This window comes from Croceicoccus sp. YJ47, assembly GCF_016745095.1.
GTDB lineage: Bacteria > Pseudomonadota > Alphaproteobacteria > Sphingomonadales > Sphingomonadaceae > Croceicoccus.
This window is the reverse complement of the sequence record NZ_CP067087.1, coordinates 2,961,780-2,978,395: the sequence shown is the minus strand read 5'-3', so window position 1 is coordinate 2,978,395 and position 16,616 is coordinate 2,961,780. Positions and strand designations below refer to the sequence as shown.

Annotated in this window: 32 protein-coding genes and 1 pseudogene; 17 read left to right on the top strand and 16 right to left on the bottom strand. The window is 60.1% G+C overall.

The annotated features are described in order from the left end of the window. Positions 1–28: 28 nt before the first annotated feature. The 16 genes and pseudogenes from JD971_RS14530 to JD971_RS17230 form a co-directional block, all read right to left on the bottom strand. The gene (locus JD971_RS14530; protein WP_202084497.1) at positions 29–376 is read right to left on the bottom strand and encodes an HNH endonuclease signature motif containing protein; all 348 of its coding nucleotides are present in this window, start codon (positions 374–376) and stop codon (positions 29–31) included. Positions 377–1,621: 1,245 nt separating this feature from the next. Then, a complete protein-coding gene (locus JD971_RS14525) occupies positions 1,622–2,212 on the bottom strand; it encodes a hypothetical protein (protein WP_202084495.1) in 591 nt (196 codons plus the stop codon). 2 nt (positions 2,213–2,214) lie between these two features. Beyond that, positions 2,215–2,502 (bottom strand): hypothetical protein, encoded by a 288-nt coding sequence (locus JD971_RS14520; RefSeq protein WP_202084493.1) that lies wholly within the window; start codon positions 2,500–2,502, stop codon positions 2,215–2,217. A gap of 12 nt (positions 2,503–2,514) precedes the next feature. Further along, positions 2,515–2,679: a hypothetical protein gene (locus tag JD971_RS14515; protein ID WP_202084491.1), complete on the bottom strand. Its 165-nt coding sequence runs from the start codon at positions 2,677–2,679 to the stop codon at positions 2,515–2,517. After that, positions 2,663–4,081: a bifunctional DNA primase/helicase gene (locus JD971_RS14510; RefSeq protein WP_202084489.1), complete on the bottom strand. Its 1,419-nt coding sequence runs from the start codon at positions 4,079–4,081 to the stop codon at positions 2,663–2,665. Before JD971_RS14510 ends, JD971_RS14515 begins: the two co-directional genes overlap by 17 nt. A gap of 144 nt (positions 4,082–4,225) precedes the next feature. Continuing rightward, entirely contained in the window at positions 4,226–4,897 is a 672-nt protein-coding gene (locus JD971_RS14505; RefSeq protein ID WP_202084487.1) for a hypothetical protein, read from the bottom strand. Beyond that, positions 4,897–5,076, bottom strand: a complete 180-nt coding sequence (locus JD971_RS14500) for a hypothetical protein (RefSeq protein ID WP_202084484.1) — start codon at positions 5,074–5,076, stop codon at positions 4,897–4,899. Before JD971_RS14500 ends, JD971_RS14505 begins: the two co-directional genes overlap by 1 nt. Next, entirely contained in the window at positions 5,073–5,285 is a 213-nt protein-coding gene (locus JD971_RS14495) for a hypothetical protein (protein ID WP_202084482.1), read from the bottom strand. The genes JD971_RS14500 and JD971_RS14495 overlap by 4 nt, the downstream gene beginning before the upstream one ends. After that, on the bottom strand, positions 5,282–5,617 hold the full coding sequence (locus JD971_RS14490) for a DUF1064 domain-containing protein (protein ID WP_202084480.1): 336 nt from the start codon (positions 5,615–5,617) through the stop codon (positions 5,282–5,284). Before JD971_RS14490 ends, JD971_RS14495 begins: the two co-directional genes overlap by 4 nt. Beyond that, positions 5,610–5,771 (bottom strand): hypothetical protein, encoded by a 162-nt coding sequence (locus JD971_RS14485; RefSeq protein WP_202084477.1) that lies wholly within the window; start codon positions 5,769–5,771, stop codon positions 5,610–5,612. Before JD971_RS14485 ends, JD971_RS14490 begins: the two co-directional genes overlap by 8 nt. Next, positions 5,768–6,394 carry a helix-turn-helix domain-containing protein gene (locus tag JD971_RS14480; protein ID WP_202084475.1) on the bottom strand — a complete coding sequence of 209 codons (627 nt, stop codon included), beginning with the start codon at positions 6,392–6,394 and terminating at the stop codon, positions 5,768–5,770. The genes JD971_RS14485 and JD971_RS14480 overlap by 4 nt, the downstream gene beginning before the upstream one ends. Then, a complete protein-coding gene (locus JD971_RS14475; RefSeq protein WP_202084473.1) occupies positions 6,391–6,612 on the bottom strand; it encodes a hypothetical protein in 222 nt (73 codons plus the stop codon). The genes JD971_RS14480 and JD971_RS14475 overlap by 4 nt, the downstream gene beginning before the upstream one ends. Beyond that, positions 6,609–7,436: a DNA adenine methylase gene (locus JD971_RS14470; RefSeq protein ID WP_202084470.1), complete on the bottom strand. Its 828-nt coding sequence runs from the start codon at positions 7,434–7,436 to the stop codon at positions 6,609–6,611. The genes JD971_RS14475 and JD971_RS14470 overlap by 4 nt, the downstream gene beginning before the upstream one ends. Continuing rightward, positions 7,433–7,840 (bottom strand): hypothetical protein, encoded by a 408-nt coding sequence (locus JD971_RS14465; protein WP_202084467.1) that lies wholly within the window; start codon positions 7,838–7,840, stop codon positions 7,433–7,435. Before JD971_RS14465 ends, JD971_RS14470 begins: the two co-directional genes overlap by 4 nt. 50 nt (positions 7,841–7,890) lie before the next feature. Next, complete coding sequence (locus JD971_RS16675) at positions 7,891–8,154, bottom strand: hypothetical protein (RefSeq protein WP_236672119.1); 264 nt, start codon at positions 8,152–8,154, stop codon at positions 7,891–7,893. A 312-nt stretch (positions 8,155–8,466) separates the two neighbouring features. Then, a pseudogene (locus tag JD971_RS17230) lies at positions 8,467–8,997 on the bottom strand (DNA cytosine methyltransferase); the annotation flags it as partial. A 244-nt stretch (positions 8,998–9,241) separates the two neighbouring features. Between JD971_RS17230 and JD971_RS14455 the strand changes: the two are divergent. The 17 genes from JD971_RS14455 to JD971_RS14385 all read left to right on the top strand — a co-directional run bounded on the left by JD971_RS14455 (position 9,242) and on the right by JD971_RS14385 (position 16,598). Beyond that, the gene (locus tag JD971_RS14455; RefSeq protein WP_202084464.1) at positions 9,242–10,045 is read left to right on the top strand and encodes a LexA family transcriptional regulator; all 804 of its coding nucleotides are present in this window, start codon (positions 9,242–9,244) and stop codon (positions 10,043–10,045) included. 548 nt (positions 10,046–10,593) lie between these two features. Beyond that, on the top strand, positions 10,594–10,833 hold the full coding sequence (locus tag JD971_RS14450; protein ID WP_202084463.1) for a hypothetical protein: 240 nt from the start codon (positions 10,594–10,596) through the stop codon (positions 10,831–10,833). Further along, complete coding sequence (locus tag JD971_RS14445) at positions 10,830–11,159, top strand: hypothetical protein (RefSeq protein WP_202084462.1); 330 nt, start codon at positions 10,830–10,832, stop codon at positions 11,157–11,159. Before JD971_RS14450 ends, JD971_RS14445 begins: the two co-directional genes overlap by 4 nt. Continuing rightward, on the top strand, positions 11,156–11,614 hold the full coding sequence (locus JD971_RS14440; RefSeq protein WP_202084461.1) for a hypothetical protein: 459 nt from the start codon (positions 11,156–11,158) through the stop codon (positions 11,612–11,614). The genes JD971_RS14445 and JD971_RS14440 overlap by 4 nt, the downstream gene beginning before the upstream one ends. Before the next feature lie 80 nt (positions 11,615–11,694). Continuing rightward, complete coding sequence (locus JD971_RS14435) at positions 11,695–11,946, top strand: hypothetical protein (RefSeq protein WP_202084460.1); 252 nt, start codon at positions 11,695–11,697, stop codon at positions 11,944–11,946. Then, complete coding sequence (locus JD971_RS14430; RefSeq protein WP_202084459.1) at positions 11,943–12,122, top strand: hypothetical protein; 180 nt, start codon at positions 11,943–11,945, stop codon at positions 12,120–12,122. Before JD971_RS14435 ends, JD971_RS14430 begins: the two co-directional genes overlap by 4 nt. Next, complete coding sequence (locus tag JD971_RS14425; protein WP_202084458.1) at positions 12,119–12,445, top strand: hypothetical protein; 327 nt, start codon at positions 12,119–12,121, stop codon at positions 12,443–12,445. Before JD971_RS14430 ends, JD971_RS14425 begins: the two co-directional genes overlap by 4 nt. A 236-nt stretch (positions 12,446–12,681) precedes the next feature. Then, positions 12,682–12,876 carry a hypothetical protein gene (locus JD971_RS14420; RefSeq protein WP_202084456.1) on the top strand — a complete coding sequence of 65 codons (195 nt, stop codon included), beginning with the start codon at positions 12,682–12,684 and terminating at the stop codon, positions 12,874–12,876. Further along, positions 12,873–13,424 (top strand): hypothetical protein, encoded by a 552-nt coding sequence (locus JD971_RS14415; RefSeq protein WP_202084455.1) that lies wholly within the window; start codon positions 12,873–12,875, stop codon positions 13,422–13,424. The genes JD971_RS14420 and JD971_RS14415 overlap by 4 nt, the downstream gene beginning before the upstream one ends. Further along, the gene (locus JD971_RS16895; RefSeq protein ID WP_256435264.1) at positions 13,421–13,546 is read left to right on the top strand and encodes a hypothetical protein; all 126 of its coding nucleotides are present in this window, start codon (positions 13,421–13,423) and stop codon (positions 13,544–13,546) included. The genes JD971_RS14415 and JD971_RS16895 overlap by 4 nt, the downstream gene beginning before the upstream one ends. A gap of 146 nt (positions 13,547–13,692) precedes the next feature. Next, complete coding sequence (locus JD971_RS16890) at positions 13,693–13,824, top strand: hypothetical protein (protein WP_256435263.1); 132 nt, start codon at positions 13,693–13,695, stop codon at positions 13,822–13,824. Further along, the gene (locus tag JD971_RS14410; protein WP_202084454.1) at positions 13,824–14,429 is read left to right on the top strand and encodes a Lar family restriction alleviation protein; all 606 of its coding nucleotides are present in this window, start codon (positions 13,824–13,826) and stop codon (positions 14,427–14,429) included. Before JD971_RS16890 ends, JD971_RS14410 begins: the two co-directional genes overlap by 1 nt. Next, on the top strand, positions 14,426–14,569 hold the full coding sequence (locus JD971_RS14405) for a hypothetical protein (protein ID WP_202084453.1): 144 nt from the start codon (positions 14,426–14,428) through the stop codon (positions 14,567–14,569). Before JD971_RS14410 ends, JD971_RS14405 begins: the two co-directional genes overlap by 4 nt. A 127-nt stretch (positions 14,570–14,696) precedes the next feature. Continuing rightward, positions 14,697–14,897: a hypothetical protein gene (locus JD971_RS14400; protein ID WP_202084452.1), complete on the top strand. Its 201-nt coding sequence runs from the start codon at positions 14,697–14,699 to the stop codon at positions 14,895–14,897. Further along, entirely contained in the window at positions 14,894–15,556 is a 663-nt protein-coding gene (locus JD971_RS14395; protein ID WP_202084451.1) for a hypothetical protein, read from the top strand. Before JD971_RS14400 ends, JD971_RS14395 begins: the two co-directional genes overlap by 4 nt. Further along, positions 15,553–15,969, top strand: a complete 417-nt coding sequence (locus JD971_RS17225) for an HNH endonuclease signature motif containing protein (RefSeq protein WP_202084450.1) — start codon at positions 15,553–15,555, stop codon at positions 15,967–15,969. Before JD971_RS14395 ends, JD971_RS17225 begins: the two co-directional genes overlap by 4 nt. Beyond that, the gene (locus JD971_RS14385) at positions 15,966–16,598 is read left to right on the top strand and encodes an RAD52 family DNA repair protein (RefSeq protein WP_202084449.1); all 633 of its coding nucleotides are present in this window, start codon (positions 15,966–15,968) and stop codon (positions 16,596–16,598) included. Before JD971_RS17225 ends, JD971_RS14385 begins: the two co-directional genes overlap by 4 nt. Positions 16,599–16,616 lie beyond the last annotated feature (18 nt).

The following is a 16,616-nucleotide window of genomic DNA, read 5'->3' as shown; positions in this document are numbered from 1 at the left end:
ACCCAGACTTTCGACCCGGGGGGGCTGCTCAGCCTCTCCGCCCCTCACCTGAACGGTTCCATGGGTGGCACGGGTCGGTCGGTCGACCGTCCCTGCCATTCCCCTTCACGACACCAGATCGCTCTTCCCTTTGGATGTCGCTGTCATGGTGGCGCTTGCAGGTCGCCTCCCAGTTGGAGCGATCCCAGAACAGCTTCATGTTGCCCTTGTGCGGTATCCGGTGATTGACCACCGTTGCCGCCTCTACGCGTCCGTCTGCCTCACAACGCTCGCAAAGCGGATGTTGGTCGAGGAACACTAGACGCTCACGCTGCCATTTGCTGCCATAGCCCCGCTCTGCTGTCTTGCGGCGGTCATCACGCCATGAAGCAGCCACATCGCGCTCCTCGTATTTCACCCACCAGACGAGACAGCGCCGACCGCTTGATGCAGTATGCTGCCTATAGGTTGCGTCGGTTGATCTGCCTGGTGGGTTGGCTGGTTCAGGGAAAGAACCGCAGCCAAAAGGAAAAAAGCCCCAGCGCGGTTAAGCGTGGAGCCTTGTGAATGTGTTGGGGAGGCCCGCCTGACCCTATCTGGCTTTAAGCGCCAGCACGGTTGGTCTAGCCAACGTATTCGGATCAGGCGGGCCTCAAGCCTGTTGCATGGCGTGCTCTAGAACCACGTTAACCCATGCAGAGCAGGAACATAATCTCGTGTCGAAACTTGCGCGCCCGAACCGCTAGATCACCTCCTCTCTAATTTGAGGGCGTGACCCGCGTAGATCGCGGGCGCAAGTCCAACGATTGCGGATTGCTTATCTTAGGTGCGCGCCATTGTCAAGGTGTAACGGCATATCGGGTGCGCTTGATGCCGAGAGCGGGATTGCCGCGCCAGTGTGCTGTTACGCGTTCGAGCCTGCCCCGACGAATCCGAATATGGGAGCGGCAAAAATGAAGGCACTTCTCCCCCGTGTAGTGAGCCTCATGCTCGGTGCCATCCGCCCGCCCGCCAATGTCCGAAACGGATAGTTTTAGTTCGGTCCATGCGTGGAGCGGAAACTTGCCCACCAGCCCCTTTGATTTCGCCAATCGCCGCTCAAGCCCACGGTGCGGCATGTGCTGCTTACGTCCGATCAGTCGGGGAGAGTTGATGATGGCTAGAGCAGCCCATGCCCACCAATTCCAGCCCCTCATTTCCTCTTGCCCCTCACCCGGCACAGTGCGCACCGCTGTTGCGGGGGCATTAGGGCCTAGAGGCAAGCATGCCTCATCAAGAGGGAGCCACCCCCGTTCTTTGGCTGAGCAGAAATCTATCGCATCACTCGCCCACATTGAGCCTGCCCATCCATCCCCTTGTTCAACCATGAGAACGGCATCCCTTGTCCCATCCTGACGCTTGAACTCTATCCAAGTTCGGGGGGCCGGGAGAAACGATTGCTCTGGCGTAAAAGCAAAGCAGTTTGTTGCGCCACATTCATCGACCTGTCGCTGCGCTAGGTCACTTATCAGACTCATAACCTCCGTGACGTCGAAGCAATGTATATCCGCCATAGCTTGCAAGAGGCCGCACTGGTCAATGAAGGTGCGCGACTTCACTGGAAGCGTCAGTTCCTTGGCAATCCGGTGGGCAAGCGGAGTCATCACAACCCCTCCTTCATCGCAATCACATCGGCGACAAAGCACACCACCACGAACGCAGCATCCATGCCCGATCGCGTGTTACGGGCCAGCGTAGATCCAGCGACACCCGCAGGCTCATCGAAGCGCACCACGTTTTCGTAAATGTCCCAATACTTCGCGGGCACATATCCCTTGATGCGATGAAGGTCGTCGCGCGCCTCGATCTCGTTGATGGCGAACCGCTCTGAATTACCGCAACCGGGGATACGCTCGCCATAGTTGGCGGTCATCTTCGTTTTAAGGCCCGCCAAGGCCCATAGATGGTGGCACAGGTCTATCGCCCCCACTTGGGTATCGGAAAGCCTCCCAGCGGCCTTCCAGCGGCTTACAGGGCACCCTCCCCGGTTCATGACCACATGCGCTTTGGTATTCGTCTCCGCATGGGTGACGAATGCGGTGTGATAGTCACCGTGTGCCTGCGCTTCCTTCGGCACGATCGGCTCATTGCGGTCCCGCTCGTTTTGCCGCTGGCGTGCAAGCCGGGAGCGGAACTGCACGTCGCTCTCGTCCCGGCGCTTGGCATTGCGGTCGCGTGCTTTTGCCTTGCCCATCGTTATTCCCCTTCTTCGCCGGAAATCGGCAACCGCCCGTCGAACGGGATCGTCACGTTACCCACCGTGATGCGAATTGACGTGCCTCCGAGCCACGCCCGAAAGCCCTGCCTTATCGCCGATAGGTGCGTGATTTTTGCTGCCCCATCGCGCGCTGCAAAAAATTTGCGGATGCGATAGGCGCCTGTGACACCTCCGTAGATGTTGCCTGCGATCTCGGAAGCCACACGCAAGGCGAGCAGCGCAATCACCCCTGTGGTGAGCATTCCAACAATCTCGAAAAAGGCCATCGTCATTCCCCTTCAATCATGTTCTGCCGGTGCACGGCCTGCGAGCTTCCACCATTGGCGGGCGTAATCAGTGCGGATCGGACCGTAGTCCCCTGCCTGCCAGCGTTTGCGAATGGTGCTGTCCGGCAGGGCGCTGGATAGGTCTGCGAGGAACGCGCCATTATTGGGCGACCGCATGGAATTCACTCGACCGGAAATCGAACGTCACCTCGACCTCATCGCGGCGTCCCGGCAGACCCATGCGCACCTTCGTCGTGACGATCTTGGCGATGTTGTCTTTGAAATTCGGGCGATGGTAGGTCAGCCCGTAATCCGGCTTGTTCGCCCAGTTTGCGCTGCCTGAAATGTCGTAAAGGCCGGGGATCTTCTTATGTCCCTCGTGCGGCTTGGTGGGGTGCGCCACGATCCAGAACGCCACATCGTATTGCTTGGCGAACCGCTTGATCGCCCGGATGGCGCGCCCGATGTAATCGGTTTCCGTTTCATCCCGCTTGCGCTTGTGTTCCAGCTCATTCCACGGATCGAGCACGATCATCTTGGCGCCGTGGCGAAGCACCGCCGTGCGGCACAGCGACAGGAACTTGTCGAGGTCCATTTCCATGTCCTCATCGACTGCCTGCGAAATGATGGTCAGGCGCTCACGAATGATCCTGTCGGCATCGCTGCAATCCACCTTTGTCAGGTCGTGCTTGCTGCACTGGTTGATCGCCATGCGCAGGCCGTCGACGAGGATCGGCCGCACATCGGTTTCGAACGACGCCACGCAAACCGGGAAGTGGTAGCGCAGCGTGTGCGCGATGACCGCGTTCATCAGGGTAGATTTGCCCATGTTCGCGTAGCCGGTCAGGACCGTGAGCGTGCCGGGCACGATGTGGATCATGTCGGCGATCGGACGAACCCCGATACTGTAGGACCGGACCTCGCCGCGTTCGGGGAAATCATCGACGGTGTAGAGACCCTGCACCGGATAAGGCTTGGCCTGCCCGATGCATTCGGCGACGCGCTGGGCCCCGTATTCCTCCAGAACCTCGCCAAGGTCTTTGCAGGGGAACGGGTATTCGATGAACCGGCAGCGATCGGCACCAAGCAACGCGACGAGATCCGCGCGCAGGTAATGGCCCGCCTTGTCGTCATCGACCGCCAGGATGAATTCCGCCACGTGCGACAGGTCATCGGCATGGCGATCGACCCATTCGTAACGTTTGGCCTGATCGAGGTCAGCGGTTTCCGACGAAGGCGCACCGTTCGGAACGGAGACCGTCAGCGGGAACCCTGCCTGTATCGCCGCCAGTGCGTCCCATTCCCCCTCGGTAATCACGACAGGCACTTGCCCGCTGCGCACTTTCGGGTCGCGCAGGACGTTCGCGTTCCACAGCGCAAGCGGCGCGCCGGTGTCCATCCGATGGTCCTTCTCGGAGGTCCGCCGGTATTTGTGATTGATCAGGTCGTCCCCGTCGAAATAGGGAATTGCCAGCCATGCCTTGCCTTCGCGCTGGATCGTTTTCAGGCCGAACCGCTCGGCAAGCTGCGGATCGAGACCGCGGGCGGAAATCCATTCCATGTGCTTCTCGTGAATCATCGTTTTCCGCTCCTGAAAATCCGCAATGGTGGCAGTGCCAGACCGTCCCCCGGTCATCCCTCGTCACGCTGAGGCAGCGGTCCCGCTTGTTCCGCCGGGTGTGCGAGCACTGTGGACACGTGTGCTTGCCGGGGCGGTTGGGGATCAGCATATGAAATCCGCCATGAGGTCCGTGCTTGCAGCGGCGGTCGTTTCCTGTTGCCGCTTGGCAAGCCAGCTCGATGTCGACTGAAACCATCGCTTGCGAACCGATTGGTCCTGACCGGAAAGCCAATCATCGCGTGCCGTAAGCTGGGCACGGAGGTCGAGATCAGGGAAGGCAGTTTGCCACCGCCGGTAATCGGCGAAATTCAACCGAACAACTCGCCCGTCGAAGGCGTAGCCGCCCTTAGTTTCTTCCTTCTTTCTTTCTTCTCTTTCTTCTTTTGTGTCCCGCTGCTGTCCCGCTGTTGTCCCGGTTGCTGTCCCGCTGCTGTCCCGGTCGGCATCTTCGCCGTCCTGATATTTTCCGTAATTACAGATGGTTAGGACCAGTTTTCCGTGTCCCGCTTCGCGCTTCACCATTGTCTCGGTTTCGAGACGGGTCAAAAACCGGTCAACGGCCGATTTTGACCAGTTCCAAGCGGCCGCAAGATGGCGCACGGAGACGCAAATCTGACCGCGTTCGAGGTGGACTGTCTTGCCTTTCACATTGAAGCTGGCGGGCTTCCAGCAGGCGTTCTCAAGCAGCCATATCCATGCCAGCTTGCGCTCCGCATCGGACAGTGCCGGGCAGTCCTGCCAGCCTCGGAAAAGCTTGATATAACCAGCGGCCATTATGCGGACTCCATGCTGTAGATTTCCACGAGCATGTCGGCTGTCGTGCCGGAGATAATCTCGGCAGCGTGTAGATCGCGGATAAGGGACAAACGGGCGCTGTTATTTTCGAACGTCTCGACAAGCGCGCCGATCAGGGCTGCACGCTGTGTACGGATCAGCATGTCGGATAGGGTCATGCCGCACCCCCGGCGGCATAAGCTGCTTCAAACTGCCTGTAGGCGCACTGACGGAGGTATTCCCATTCATCGGTAGCGGCGAGGTCGGGATCGGCCTGTCCGTGCGCGAGAACGCCGAGATAGGCCATGTATGCGCGGGATGCCTTCCCCTCATCGTAATGGATGATGGGGACGGGCGGCACGGGACGGAGAAACGGAACGACGCTCATTTCGTCACCCTCAGTTCGATGGTGGGATACAGGGCACGGAACAGGGCGGCGCGAAGCGGGAAGTCGCGCACAACAAAGCCCTTCACGTCCTCGGCAATGTCCTGGCCGTTTTCGGTGTAGATGAAATCCGGGCGGTATTTCGCCGCCTGACCGTTCTCCATCTTCAACGGCTTCCCATTGATCTGGAACGTGAAGGTCGGCTCGATCTCAAGATCCCCGATCTGCCCCGCCTGCTGAAGCAGGTGCAGTTCGACACAGCGGACCGCCTCGCGCTTGCTGGCGTGCTTATGGCCGTGGATGCAGGTCGTCGGCTTGGCTCGATACTTATGCATCACCCAGCCCTCCCTCAGCCATTTCGGCCTGCGCTTCGAGGCGGCGTATCTCGACGCTCAGAGCCTCGCGGTTCAGTTCGATATTCTCAGGGTCGAGGTCGGCGTTGATCTCGCGCAGCTTGGCGGCGATCTTGCGCAGGGCGGAGGGGGTCATGCGTCCTCCTTCGACATGGCGATCTGCGCGAGGCGGTCGAGGTATTCATCCTCGTCCAGTTCGTGCAGAGGGGTTTCGGGTTTCGACGGCGTGAACGCCAGAATTTTAGTCCGGCGCACTGGAGCTTCCGGCTCTTTTTCGTCCGGCAGAGTAGATTTCCACGCCACAAATTCGTGGTAAATCTCCCGCTTTTTCTGCGTCATGCTGGCAATCATGGCGCGCGCATCGTCGGCCCGTATCCACACGCCTTCGTGGCCGTCGAGCAGGAAGAAAACGCGTTCAGGCAGTGGTGTATCTTCAGGCCGGGCCAAGGGGTTTACCTTGCGCTGCTCGGCGGTTTTGATGGCCCTGTGACGTATGATGCCAAGTGCCTCCGCCAACACGCCACACCTCTCTACGGCCCGTTTAATGTTCCTGTGGCCGTTGATAATCGTGCTGTGATCGCGCCCACCCAGCGTCCTGCCGATGCTGGGGAAAGACCGCCCGGCCAGCTCGCGCGCAAGGTAGGAATAAGCGCTGCGCGGAACGGTATATTCTTTGAACCGGCGAGGCCCGCGAAGATCATCGACGGACACCCCGAAAACGACTGCGGTGTGATAGAGAAGGTCGGCGGACAGGATCATGCGCCCCTCCCCCGCTTGGCCGCAGCCTGACGGTCGGGGCGCGCTGCTTTGCGACGGGCAAGATGCGCATCGAGCGTGGTTTCGTCGTAATCAGGATCCACCGGGGGGAGCAGTGCCCAGTTAATGCGCCGGGCGTTGTGGATCATGGGGTCCACAGGCTCGCAGCGTCCATCGTCGCGGCGGGTGAACATGGCGGCTATGCGGGTAGCGAGGGTCATGCTGCTTTCCCTTCAAACAGAGGCCCGTTGCTCGTCGCGTCGGTCACCGCAGGGTTCAGCCAAAGAACTTCGACGCGTGCTCGAGCTCCGTCCGCAAGGGCGTTTCGCTCGACGCGTGTCCAATCCGAAAGTGCGGCATCGTATTTTTCGTTCGGGTAGCCGGAAAGGACCACCATTCCGCGCAATTCGCGCAGAAAAGCGAGTAGATCGCTATGCTGATCGTCTGTCAGTTCGTGCGCGTAATCATCTCCCTTGTCGCGAGTTGCCCAAACGTAGGGCGGGTCCACGTAGTGAAGGGTTGTCGGCGCGTCGTGCTGCGCCATCACGGCTTTTGCGTCTTTGTTCTCGACGGTCACACCGCCAAGCCGTCCAACTATTAGCGCGAGACTATCGGGATAATTTTGCCAGTCATGAGCGGGCGTCGTCCCGCTACGGTTGCTGTTCGCGCGAAAGCCAGTCAGCTTGTTGTGGCCATTGCTCCCGAAACCCATAAACGAACGAATGACGAGCCGTCGCGCGCGCTCTATCGGGCATTCCGCGTCCTGATACGCCTCGCTAAATTCGTCGCGCGCAAATGGAGTAAGACGGAGACTCTCGACCAGTTTACCCGCCTGCTCCGACCTCAAAACGCGGAACAAATTCACTACGGACTGATCAAGGTCGTTATAGATTTCAGCGTATGATCGCTGCTTACGAAGCAACACTGATGCTGCACCGCCGAACGGCTCCACGTATACCTGATGCTTGGGAAAATGGCTGATGATCCATGGGGCGAGTAACCACTTGCCACCATGCCAACGGAGAGCGGGACGACGCGGGCTCATTGCCCCACCGCCTGCGCAGGGCGCAATTTGCGAAGCTGGGCATCAATGGCATCGCGGGCGTTCTCCAGCGTCTGCCGGTTCTCCCGCACTTCGTCTGCGTCGATCTCGCCATCCTCAAGTGCAACCGATAGCGCGAGGGCGGCGGCAAGAATGCTGGACTGGCCGTGCCGATCGCAAAGCGGACCGGGGCGGCTGTCGATGCAGAGCCGATCGAAGTAGCCTGTGAATCTCCCGTTGAACTCCCGTTTGCCGCGCCCGAACGTCTCGGCATCCATGGTCGCTTCTTCACGGCGATAAGCCCGCACACGGTCGGCGCTCTTACCGAGCAGCGCACCCATATCGGCGTCGGTAAGGTCGTCCTCTTCGCGGATCTCGCGCAGAGCCTCAGCAATGGCCCAGCGCACGTTTGACGCGGAAAATACGCGGCGCGATGGGTGGATGTGCCTATCGGGCATCAGCTACCTCCATGAACATGAGAAAGGGGAAAAAGATCGAGCGCGCCGGTTTCAGGGTCATTCTGGCCCCCGGCTGCGTCTTGGGTTTCGATCACCGCGGTGATGAATTGCGCCGCCGTTTCAGCGTCGAGGCCGTTTCCGTAGGCGCGCAGTCGTCCCACGCGGCCGGTAGGCGCATCAGCCAGCGGGAATGTGCCGGGTTCAACCGGCCTCCACTTGCCATCCCGGCAGAACAGCCAGTCAGCAGGGTCCCGTCCGAGCATAGGCGCATGGGTGTGGCGATCTTGGCGAAGTCCCGGAGGTCGTTCGAATGCGGACCCTTCACCCTCGCCAGCGCCTTCAACGGGTCTTTGTATTCTCCGCCCGCTGCCTCCTTGCTGGTCGGCGTCGGCCAGCCCGCCAATGCCGCCTCCCTCACCAAGCAAGCGCAACCGTGCTTCGTCCCGTGGATGGCTTTCTGCCCCACCGACCGGCCCGACGTGTCGTGCGCCTGTGGCGTCGTCCACCCCTTCAATTCGGGTTCCGACAAAGTAGAGCCTTTGCCGGATATGCGCGCCGCCGAACCCCGCAGCGCACAAATCCGACGCCCCGAAGGCAAGTCCCAATGCTTCCAGGTCAGCCGATACAGTATCGAGCCATACGCGCCCGTCCTTGCTCGCAACCTGCTCTCCAAGGACGCTTGCAGGACGGCACTGGTCGATGAGCCAGAACCAGTGCGGCCAAAGGTGCCGCTCGTCAGCAACCCCTTTTCTTGCGCCTGCCGCGCTGAAAGGCTGGCATGGGCAGGATCCGGTCCAGACGGGGCGGTCGTCGCTCCATCCTGCGCTTCGAAGGGCGTGGGACCATATGCCGATTCCAGCGAAGAAATGGCACTGAACAAATCCGGCGAGGTCGTCAGGTCGTATGTCACGAATATCCCTTTCATCGACGATGCCGGGGGCAATGTGGCCAGCGGCGATAAGGTTGCGCAGCCACTCGGCGGCAACGGGGTCGATCTCGTTGTAAAAGGCGAGAGGAGCGTCATGCTCGACCTGCTCCAGCGGCGGGCGCGGGAAATCGAACGGCGCACCATCGTGGCCGGTGTCTTCAAACGCGGGCGGGATCATTGAAACGCCCCGAGAAACAGCCCGAGCATGACGGTCCAAAAGAAAATGCAGCCCGCGAAGATAGCGGACCATATTTCGAGAACGGAGGGGCGCGGCGTCATGCTGCTGCCTTGGGGAGCGGCGGAAGGTGCGGGGAAAGCTTGCTCAGCGTTTCCAGGGTTGGGTTCCAGCCCTCGTCTTCGCATCCGTATAGCGTGTTGCGATGCAACCCCGCTTTCTTAGCCAAGCTGTATCGGGTTTCCCCATGATCCAGCGCATATCGAACCCTCGCGGGAATATCGGTGATAGCCATCATGGCGGATTATTTAGCATATCAGGATATGCCGCGCAATTGAAAATGCATACCGGGATGGGCGCGACGCGTCGTATTCGCCCGTCTATGGAAAAGACACCCGATCAGCGCCGCGATATTCTGCGGAACTACATCAAAAGTAATGGCCTCAAGATCGCATCATGGGCCAAGTCGAGCGGCGTCGACAAAAACTCGATTTATAACTTCCTGAATGGCCATTCCAACGCTCTGGACCCTCGGACCTATGCGAAGCTTGCCAGAACCGCGCAGGTGCCATCCTGGCAGCTTTCCGGAGACGAACCGGAGGTATCCAGCCCAACTTCCGTCATGGTGAGCGGAGAAGTGCAGGCAGGCGTTTTCAAAGAAGCTGTAGAATGGGAAAGCCACGAAAGCTTCGCTGTGGATGTGCCAGTTCCAAGCCGTTTTCAGGGGATGGCCCGCGCCCTGCGCGTGGCTGGGAATTCAATGAACAAGGAGTTCAAAGAAGGTAGCATCGTCATATGGGTGAAAATGCTTGATTTTCGACCGCCCCGGGACGGGGATCACGTGGTCGTTTACAGCCATGCCCATGACGACACTATCGAGGCGACGCTCAAACAGTATCGCGTCGACGGAGAGGGCGGAAAATGGCTTTGGCCGCAATCCGATCATCCCGATCATCAGATGCCGTTAAACACGAACAATCCGCCCGAAAATATTCGGAGCATCGAGGTCGTCGGGATTGTCATCGGGGATTATCGGCAGCGGGTGTTGTAAACATCGTCGCGCTCATGGGTGTAGAAGCTACTAACCTATGTGTAATGACCTTTGGTGAAACCCGAGTGAAATAGGCACAGGACAACTACCCCCGCTATAGCAGCGAAGGCAGCCCGGCCTATTTCGACGTCATGACCTTCGGAGCCAACCGTCGTTCACAGGCGCAACCAGCTTGATGCAAGTGGCTGCTCGGTGGTTACTTTCGAGGCTGCATCGCCCCGCCTGACACCCTTCCACCTTTCGGACTGGGTTCTTGCTTTGTCAGGCCCCTTCTGGTAGCAAATCCGCGTCACACGCCAGAGTGTTCAACCAACCCATGTGACCGTCCCCGGGAAGCCTGCACAGCTTCGCCGGGATTTTCTTTTGGCACATGATAGTATGCAGCGCAAGGCGATGTTCCCATTTTGTGCACAGCCGCGTGTGCGCATCAAACGAATCGCGCATATCGCAATTGGCATACAGGGATGTGCTTTTTTGCTTGCATAGCATATCGGCATATGCTTTTACTGTCTCCAAGAAGCGGCACCCCGCCGCATTGGAGACAACAGATGGCGATCAAAATCGAGAAGGGCGTTCCGCTTCCCAGTTCGCGCCAAGCGCACGTCAAATATCCGTTCAACGAAATGGAGGTTGGCGACAGCTTTAAGGTCACTTTGGCCGAAAGCCACTCTGAAAATGTAACCAATCTTCAGAGGGCTCTGGGCAGCCGCGGCGCGCAGGTTCTCGGCAAGGGCAAAGTTGCGACCCGCCAAGAAGGCGACGCTGTGCGCGTGTGGAGGGTCGCATGACCTACACCCTGACCGACGCAGAGCGCGACACGATTAACGCTGCTGCTGCAATCATCGATAAGCACACGCCGCCGAAAAGCTCATGGCAGGTTGGCTTCAATCGTTATGATGAATTTTTCGGCGTAGGCGTAACCTATTTCGACAGCCGCGATTGCGACCACGGATCGCGCCAGCATTCTTTCGTGCAGGGCAAAACCTTAGCCGACAAGGTGCAGTCGGTCATTAAGATCGAGGCGTCGGTCGTTCATAACAAAGAAGCCAACCGGCTCGCCAGCATTGATAGCCTGCGCAAGCAGCTTGCCGCCCTCACGGGAGAAGCGGCATGACCTACCTCGCCCACGCCCCGATGGCCGGTTACGCCGCTCCATGGTTCGACAGCCCCGACGCCCGCGAGACGCTGGCCCGGCTGAACCGCGACGAGTGGATCACCTACCGCCGCCCTGCTGTATTCGGTGACGACGTTATCGAATGGGGCGGCATTACCGGCGCCGCCGAGCAGGACGAAAATCGCCTCAAGGCCGCGCAGGAAGCGTATCTCTATGAGGTTACGGGCTACTTGAACCTTGATGACGCCGACGAGAACGGCGCCACCGCTTTCTACATTTCCGAATACGGGCGCCTCCCGACGATCTCCGACGCGGTCGATGCCGAGTTCGCCCACCGCGAAGGCCGCGCGCCGAACCTGCGCGTTCGCCCGACGCAGGACGAGCTGGACGCTTTCAAAGCCCTCGTCGGCATGGGTCTGGACAACAATGTCCCGGCGATTGGGGGTGCGTTGTGAGCGGGGCGCATACCCCGGGGCCGTGGCAGCTTGAAGGCAATTGGACCGAGGGCGAACAACTTGGCGGATGGGTTTCAACCATGGCCCCACAGCCTGTTTTCGAACTCGTTCCGATCCTCGGCCACGGGAGCGAAATCATTGCCAACGCCCGCGTAATTTCGGCAGCGCCTGAGGCGCTCAATGTCGCGCAGCAGCTAGTCGATTGGCTGGAAAAGACTTCCGCCAGCAATGACCCCGAGTGTGAGTACCTGAACGGCACTGGCTGGGATGACCTATACGCTATTGGGGATGCATCTCGCACGGTCCTCGCCAAAGCCCGAGGCGCATCATGACCGCCCCGATCATGGCAGAGATGCCCTATCAGCATGCGACCCTGTTCGCCTCGCTGTTCGCCCCTGCTGACAAGCCCCACGCCTACGCCTGCACCCGCTGTGGCTGGTCCTCTCACGATTACGAGGACGGCCATTGCATCGAGTGTGGGACTTATACCGTGGAGCGGGTTCGATGACCGCGCAGGAACTTATCGCGCTGGCCGAACGGGTTGAGGCGCTGGACGGGCCGGACACGTCGGTGGACTGCTGGATTGAGAACCATCTCGGGCTAGCACGTTTTGAACACGATCGCCCCGATCCGTATAGTGATAGTTGGGTCGAACGGCGAGTGACGCCCAAGCCCTACACCGCCAGCCTCGACGCCGCGATGACGTTGGTGCCGGGCGAGGCCTTCTGGTCGATCACCATGCGCGGTGAGGTGCGCGGCGGTTATCATGCCTGCTGCCAGATCAAAGGGCCGCTTGATTGGAGGGAAGCGCCCACCCCGCCCTCGCCCTGACAGCCGCCGCTCTGCGGGCCCACGCATCACAGGTGCAGCCATGACCGGCCCCGAACGTCGCGACATGATCCTCGCAGCCATCGACGCTGTGCTTGCCACCTATGACGATTGGAGGTGGCCGTGAGCGCCCTGTCCATAATCTGCCTGATGTTCTTCATCGGCTGCGCGGTCTTTGGCGGCGTCGGTTCCTGCAAATGGCTGGCCGATCTCGCGCCCATCGCAATGGGGAGGGACGCATGAACGACCCCCTCAACCCATGGCTCGATTTCACGAAGCCGATTAACGCCGAAGAGGCCGCGATGATGGCCAAGCGCGCGAAAGCCGAAAAGCGTGACGAGCGCATCTTTGGCGCGGTGATCGGACTGATTATCGCTGCCTGCCTGATCGGGCTTGTCGCCTACCTCTTTTCCCAACCGGGAGTTTTCTCATGACAAACGAAACCTGCCCCACCTGCAAGGGCCGTCGCGAAGTGCAGTCCGAGCTTGAAATGATCCCCTGCCCGACATGCCGGGAGCGGCGCCAACCGCCTCAGGATGAACGTCTGGCCGATGCGATTGAATGGGGCGCGGAGATACCCGGCCCGGTGTCCATTTACAGCCGCCGCGACAGTTCGACTTTCCGCCTTCCCACCGATCACCCGTATTACGCTGGCATCGCTGATGCCGCCGCGCAGTCGCAATCGGTGCCGCCGGAATTGGTGGAGGCTTTGCGCGCTGGCGGGCGCGTTATCGACTACGCCGCTTCGATCCTCTGGAACGGTCGTTCTGCCGCCATTGCGAACAGACCGGCGAAGGTGGACGCCGACCTTCGAGCATTCCGAACTGCGCTCGACGCCCTACCGAAGCCGGTCGATCCGCTGGATGAAGCCATCGGGCATGCCTTCGATAGACTGCCGCCAGAATGGACGCGGGAGATTTTTATCGAGAGCGTCGGCAAATCCCTGCGAGATAAGCGCGTCCGTGCGGAGTCCAGCCAATGACCCGCCGCGATGATCGCCGCCTTCGCCGCCAGCACCGCCGCGAAACCGGCGCCGTCGCTGCCGCCCTGATCGGGCTGCTCTTCTTGGGCCTCTACCTGATCATTTTCGAGATTGGATTTTGATGATGGCCGACACGATTGACCTCCCCGAAATCGAGTGCCCTGCCTGCAATGGCAACGGGTGGCTTCCACGCCGATGGGCATTCAACAGCCGCGTTCAGCTTACCGAAGAGGACTGCACCGAATGCGACCGAACCGGATGGCGCACCATGACGCAGGACGAGGCAAACGACGCAGCCGCCGATGCGTTCAGCGCCATGTGCGAGGGCGAGCCGCCGCTGACCTTCGCCGAGCGCGCGGAAATGCAGGCGAAACGCGATGCAGAATGGGGAGTAAAATGATGACCGATACGAACGAAACCGGCGCGAGCGTGGACGTGACGCGGGAATTGCTGCCTTGCCCCTTTTGTGGAGGCAATCGTGTCAAAACGTTTGGACCATATGGTTGGTATCGCCAATGGGGCGTCAGCCACTCTTGTAAAACCTTTTACGGCGGCACGCAGGAAATGGCGCAGGGCTTCGCAACTGAAGCAGAAGCCATCGCAGCATGGAACACCCGCACCAGCACCACACAGGCCTTAACAATTCATATCGTTTTCGATGGCCCGCCCGGACCTGAAGCGGGGCGGTTTGTCGAATGCGAAACCTCCGATGGCAAGAGCGTGTCGTTTGGCGAGTGGACTGATCGCGGCGATGGCTATTGGGCGCTTGTCGTTCCGGTTGCCGCCCCCACACAGCCCGCCGATGCGGCGCGGGTTAACTGGCAACCGATTGCAAAAGCCCCGAAGGATGGGACGCAAATCCTCGTCGAAGTGGCCCCTGACGTTCTCAACATCGTCTCATGGTGGGGAGAGGCATGGCGAGAACCGGCAAACGGCTTAGCTCTTAAGGATGCGCCGACCTGGTTCATCGATATTCGAGCAGCCCTCAAAGGCACCCCGCAATGACCCGCATCTTCGCCACCGCGCGCCCGTCCCGCAGCTTTGCGGACCTTCTGCCCATGAGCCGCCAAGATGAAATCACCAACGCCCTCGCCCGGCCTGCTGCACAGGCATGGATCGAGCGCAACGAAAGGAATGCGCGATGAACGGATACGCATGCGCCGTTTGCGATGACCTGATTTGCACCAGCAAATACGGCGAAACGCGAGACTGCCCATCCTGCGGAGCGCCTGTCCCTCAAACACGCCGCGCCTGCAACGAAAGGAATGCGCGATGAAGCATGACCTCCCCATTCCCGACCCGCTTTTCAATGAGGCCGGAAGCATCCGCGAATACATGGAGAGGAACCGCATCAAGCACATCATGGCGTCCTGTGGCCGCATCTACGTCGAAATGATGGACGGCAGTGTAGGCGTGTCCGGCGAGGTCCGCGATGCCGTCGAGGTGGCCCGCGCGTCGAGGAAAGCGGCATGACCGGGATCGGCCATAACCGCGCACCGCATGAAGCCATGCTCGATCATGTCGAGGATCTGTTCAAGCTGATCTCCGACAGCACCGAAGGCGCGACCGTCACCAACGACGAGCAGGACGCCGCTCTCGATGCGCTGCTGGACGATGTTCGCACCGCCAAGAAGGATGCGGAAGCCAAGCGCAAGGCCGAGAAGGAACCGCATCTCAAAGCGGAGCGGGCCGTCGATGCTGCATGGAAGCCGGTCACAAGCCGCCTCGATGCCGCCGCCGCCGAAATCAAGGCTCTGCTGACGCCCTACCGGACCGCCAAGCAGCGCGAAAAGGACGAAGCCGCCCGCAAGGCACGCGAGGAAGCCGAGGCGAAGGAACAGGCTGCACGGGATGCCCTGCAAGCTTCCGAAAGCCTGGAACAGAGGTTCGAGGCCGAACAGCAGCTCAAACGCGCCAGCAAGTTGAAGGCGACGGCGAACAAGATCGACCGCGCGCCCACCGGCCTGCGGACCCGGCAGATTGCCGTCATCGAGGACCGCAAGACTCTGTTGCAGCACGTGATGAAGAACGACCCCGACGCCCTGACCGAATGGCTGGCTGAATACGCACAGCGTTCGCTGCCGGCCAAGCTGCCGGGTGTTCGGATTGATACCGAAAGGCGCGCCGCATGACTTCGACCAATTCGCTATTTTATCGCAAGGTCGGGCTGTCTCCCAACGGCTGTTTCGATTGGCAGGGTTATTGCGATCGGCATGGATATGGGCGCTACAACTCTCGCTTAGCCCATCGGGTATCCTTTGAACTTACAAAGGGTCCGATCCCGATCGGGAAAGTAATCTGCCACACTTGCGACAACCCGAAATGCGTTAACCCTGACCACTTGTGGGCCGGAACCTTGAGCGAAAACCAGCGCGACGCGGCACGGAAGGGGCGGCAGCAAGGCCAATCGAAAGCGGTGTGTGCCAATGGACACCCCTATACCCTTGAAAACACTTACTGGCGCCCAGGTAAGATCGCCTCCCGTGATTGTCGGATTTGCACCGCAGCGCGCCAACGTAAGTATAGGAAAGGAAAAGCCGCATGAGCCTCACCGAAGCACAGAATGCGATGCTGAAAGCACCGCTCGACCCGAAGAACGTTCGCAAGCCCGAAGGCAAGTTCGGCCCGAAGGGCGACTACCTCGAAGGCTGGTTCGTGATGAACGAACTGAACCGCGTGTTCGGTTTCGATGGGTGGTCCTACACCATTGATCTGTCCCGCGATGCCCTTTCCGAAGGGCAGGACAGCAAGGGTAACCCGCAATGGCAGGCTGCTTACACCTGCGTCTGCACCCTGACGGCGGCGGGCGTAACCCGGCAGGACGTGGGCTTCGGCTCCGGCTTTGCCAAGCAGGTAGGCGACGCGATCGAGGGCGCGACGAAAGAGGCCGCGACCGATGCGCTCAAGCGCGCCGCGCGGACCTTCGGCAACATTTTCGGGCTGGCCCTCTACGACAAAGAGCGGGCCAACGTTCACGCCCCGCCCCCGCCGACAATCACCGATGATCAGCGCATCGAACTGATGAATCTGTTCGAAGCCACCGCCTTCCCGGTCGACCGGTTTCTGTCGGTCTCAAAAATCAAAGACCTGCGCGAACTGCCCGCCGCCAAATTCGAAGGCGCGAAGGGCTGGATCAAGCAGGAAGCCAAGAAACTCACCGAACAAGCCGCCTAACCCAAGAAGGAATTACGA

Excerpts from the sequence above, each read along its gene's own strand:
- JD971_RS14480 (WP_202084475.1), bottom strand. The coding sequence starts at position 6,394 with ATGATCCTGTCCGCCGACCTTCTCTATCACACCGCAGTCGTTTTCGGG.
- JD971_RS14475 (WP_202084473.1), bottom strand. The coding sequence starts at position 6,612 with ATGACCCTCGCTACCCGCATAGCCGCCATGTTCACCCGCCGCGACGAT.
- JD971_RS14425 (WP_202084458.1), top strand. The coding sequence starts at position 12,119 with ATGACCGCGCAGGAACTTATCGCGCTGGCCGAACGGGTTGAGGCGCTG.
- JD971_RS17225 (WP_202084450.1), top strand. The coding sequence starts at position 15,553 with ATGACTTCGACCAATTCGCTATTTTATCGCAAGGTCGGGCTGTCTCCC.
- JD971_RS14400 (WP_202084452.1), top strand. The coding sequence starts at position 14,697 with ATGAAGCATGACCTCCCCATTCCCGACCCGCTTTTCAATGAGGCCGGA.
- JD971_RS14485 (WP_202084477.1), bottom strand. The coding sequence starts at position 5,771 with ATGACCCCCTCCGCCCTGCGCAAGATCGCCGCCAAGCTGCGCGAGATC.
- JD971_RS14445 (WP_202084462.1), top strand. The coding sequence starts at position 10,830 with ATGACCTACACCCTGACCGACGCAGAGCGCGACACGATTAACGCTGCT.
- JD971_RS14450 (WP_202084463.1), top strand. The coding sequence starts at position 10,594 with ATGGCGATCAAAATCGAGAAGGGCGTTCCGCTTCCCAGTTCGCGCCAA.
- JD971_RS14510 (WP_202084489.1), bottom strand. The coding sequence starts at position 4,081 with ATGATTCACGAGAAGCACATGGAATGGATTTCCGCCCGCGGTCTCGAT.
- JD971_RS16895 (WP_256435264.1), top strand. The coding sequence starts at position 13,421 with ATGACCCGCCGCGATGATCGCCGCCTTCGCCGCCAGCACCGCCGCGAA.
- JD971_RS14490 (WP_202084480.1), bottom strand. The coding sequence starts at position 5,617 with ATGCATAAGTATCGAGCCAAGCCGACGACCTGCATCCACGGCCATAAG.
- JD971_RS16675 (WP_236672119.1), bottom strand. The coding sequence starts at position 8,154 with ATGCTCGGACGGGACCCTGCTGACTGGCTGTTCTGCCGGGATGGCAAG.
- JD971_RS14395 (WP_202084451.1), top strand. The coding sequence starts at position 14,894 with ATGACCGGGATCGGCCATAACCGCGCACCGCATGAAGCCATGCTCGAT.
- JD971_RS14500 (WP_202084484.1), bottom strand. The coding sequence starts at position 5,076 with ATGACCCTATCCGACATGCTGATCCGTACACAGCGTGCAGCCCTGATC.
- JD971_RS14385 (WP_202084449.1), top strand. The coding sequence starts at position 15,966 with ATGAGCCTCACCGAAGCACAGAATGCGATGCTGAAAGCACCGCTCGAC.
- JD971_RS14525 (WP_202084495.1), bottom strand. The coding sequence starts at position 2,212 with ATGGGCAAGGCAAAAGCACGCGACCGCAATGCCAAGCGCCGGGACGAG.
- JD971_RS14415 (WP_202084455.1), top strand. The coding sequence starts at position 12,873 with ATGACAAACGAAACCTGCCCCACCTGCAAGGGCCGTCGCGAAGTGCAG.
- JD971_RS14410 (WP_202084454.1), top strand. The coding sequence starts at position 13,824 with ATGACCGATACGAACGAAACCGGCGCGAGCGTGGACGTGACGCGGGAA.
- JD971_RS14420 (WP_202084456.1), top strand. The coding sequence starts at position 12,682 with ATGAACGACCCCCTCAACCCATGGCTCGATTTCACGAAGCCGATTAAC.
- JD971_RS14455 (WP_202084464.1), top strand. The coding sequence starts at position 9,242 with ATGATCCAGCGCATATCGAACCCTCGCGGGAATATCGGTGATAGCCAT.
- JD971_RS14440 (WP_202084461.1), top strand. The coding sequence starts at position 11,156 with ATGACCTACCTCGCCCACGCCCCGATGGCCGGTTACGCCGCTCCATGG.
- JD971_RS14495 (WP_202084482.1), bottom strand. The coding sequence starts at position 5,285 with ATGAGCGTCGTTCCGTTTCTCCGTCCCGTGCCGCCCGTCCCCATCATC.
- JD971_RS14505 (WP_202084487.1), bottom strand. The coding sequence starts at position 4,897 with ATGGCCGCTGGTTATATCAAGCTTTTCCGAGGCTGGCAGGACTGCCCG.
- JD971_RS14470 (WP_202084470.1), bottom strand. The coding sequence starts at position 7,436 with ATGAGCCCGCGTCGTCCCGCTCTCCGTTGGCATGGTGGCAAGTGGTTA.
- JD971_RS14405 (WP_202084453.1), top strand. The coding sequence starts at position 14,426 with ATGACCCGCATCTTCGCCACCGCGCGCCCGTCCCGCAGCTTTGCGGAC.
- JD971_RS14515 (WP_202084491.1), bottom strand. The coding sequence starts at position 2,679 with ATGCGGTCGCCCAATAATGGCGCGTTCCTCGCAGACCTATCCAGCGCC.
- JD971_RS14435 (WP_202084460.1), top strand. The coding sequence starts at position 11,695 with ATGGCCCCACAGCCTGTTTTCGAACTCGTTCCGATCCTCGGCCACGGG.
- JD971_RS16890 (WP_256435263.1), top strand. The coding sequence starts at position 13,693 with ATGACGCAGGACGAGGCAAACGACGCAGCCGCCGATGCGTTCAGCGCC.
- JD971_RS14430 (WP_202084459.1), top strand. The coding sequence starts at position 11,943 with ATGACCGCCCCGATCATGGCAGAGATGCCCTATCAGCATGCGACCCTG.
- JD971_RS14520 (WP_202084493.1), bottom strand. The coding sequence starts at position 2,502 with ATGGCCTTTTTCGAGATTGTTGGAATGCTCACCACAGGGGTGATTGCG.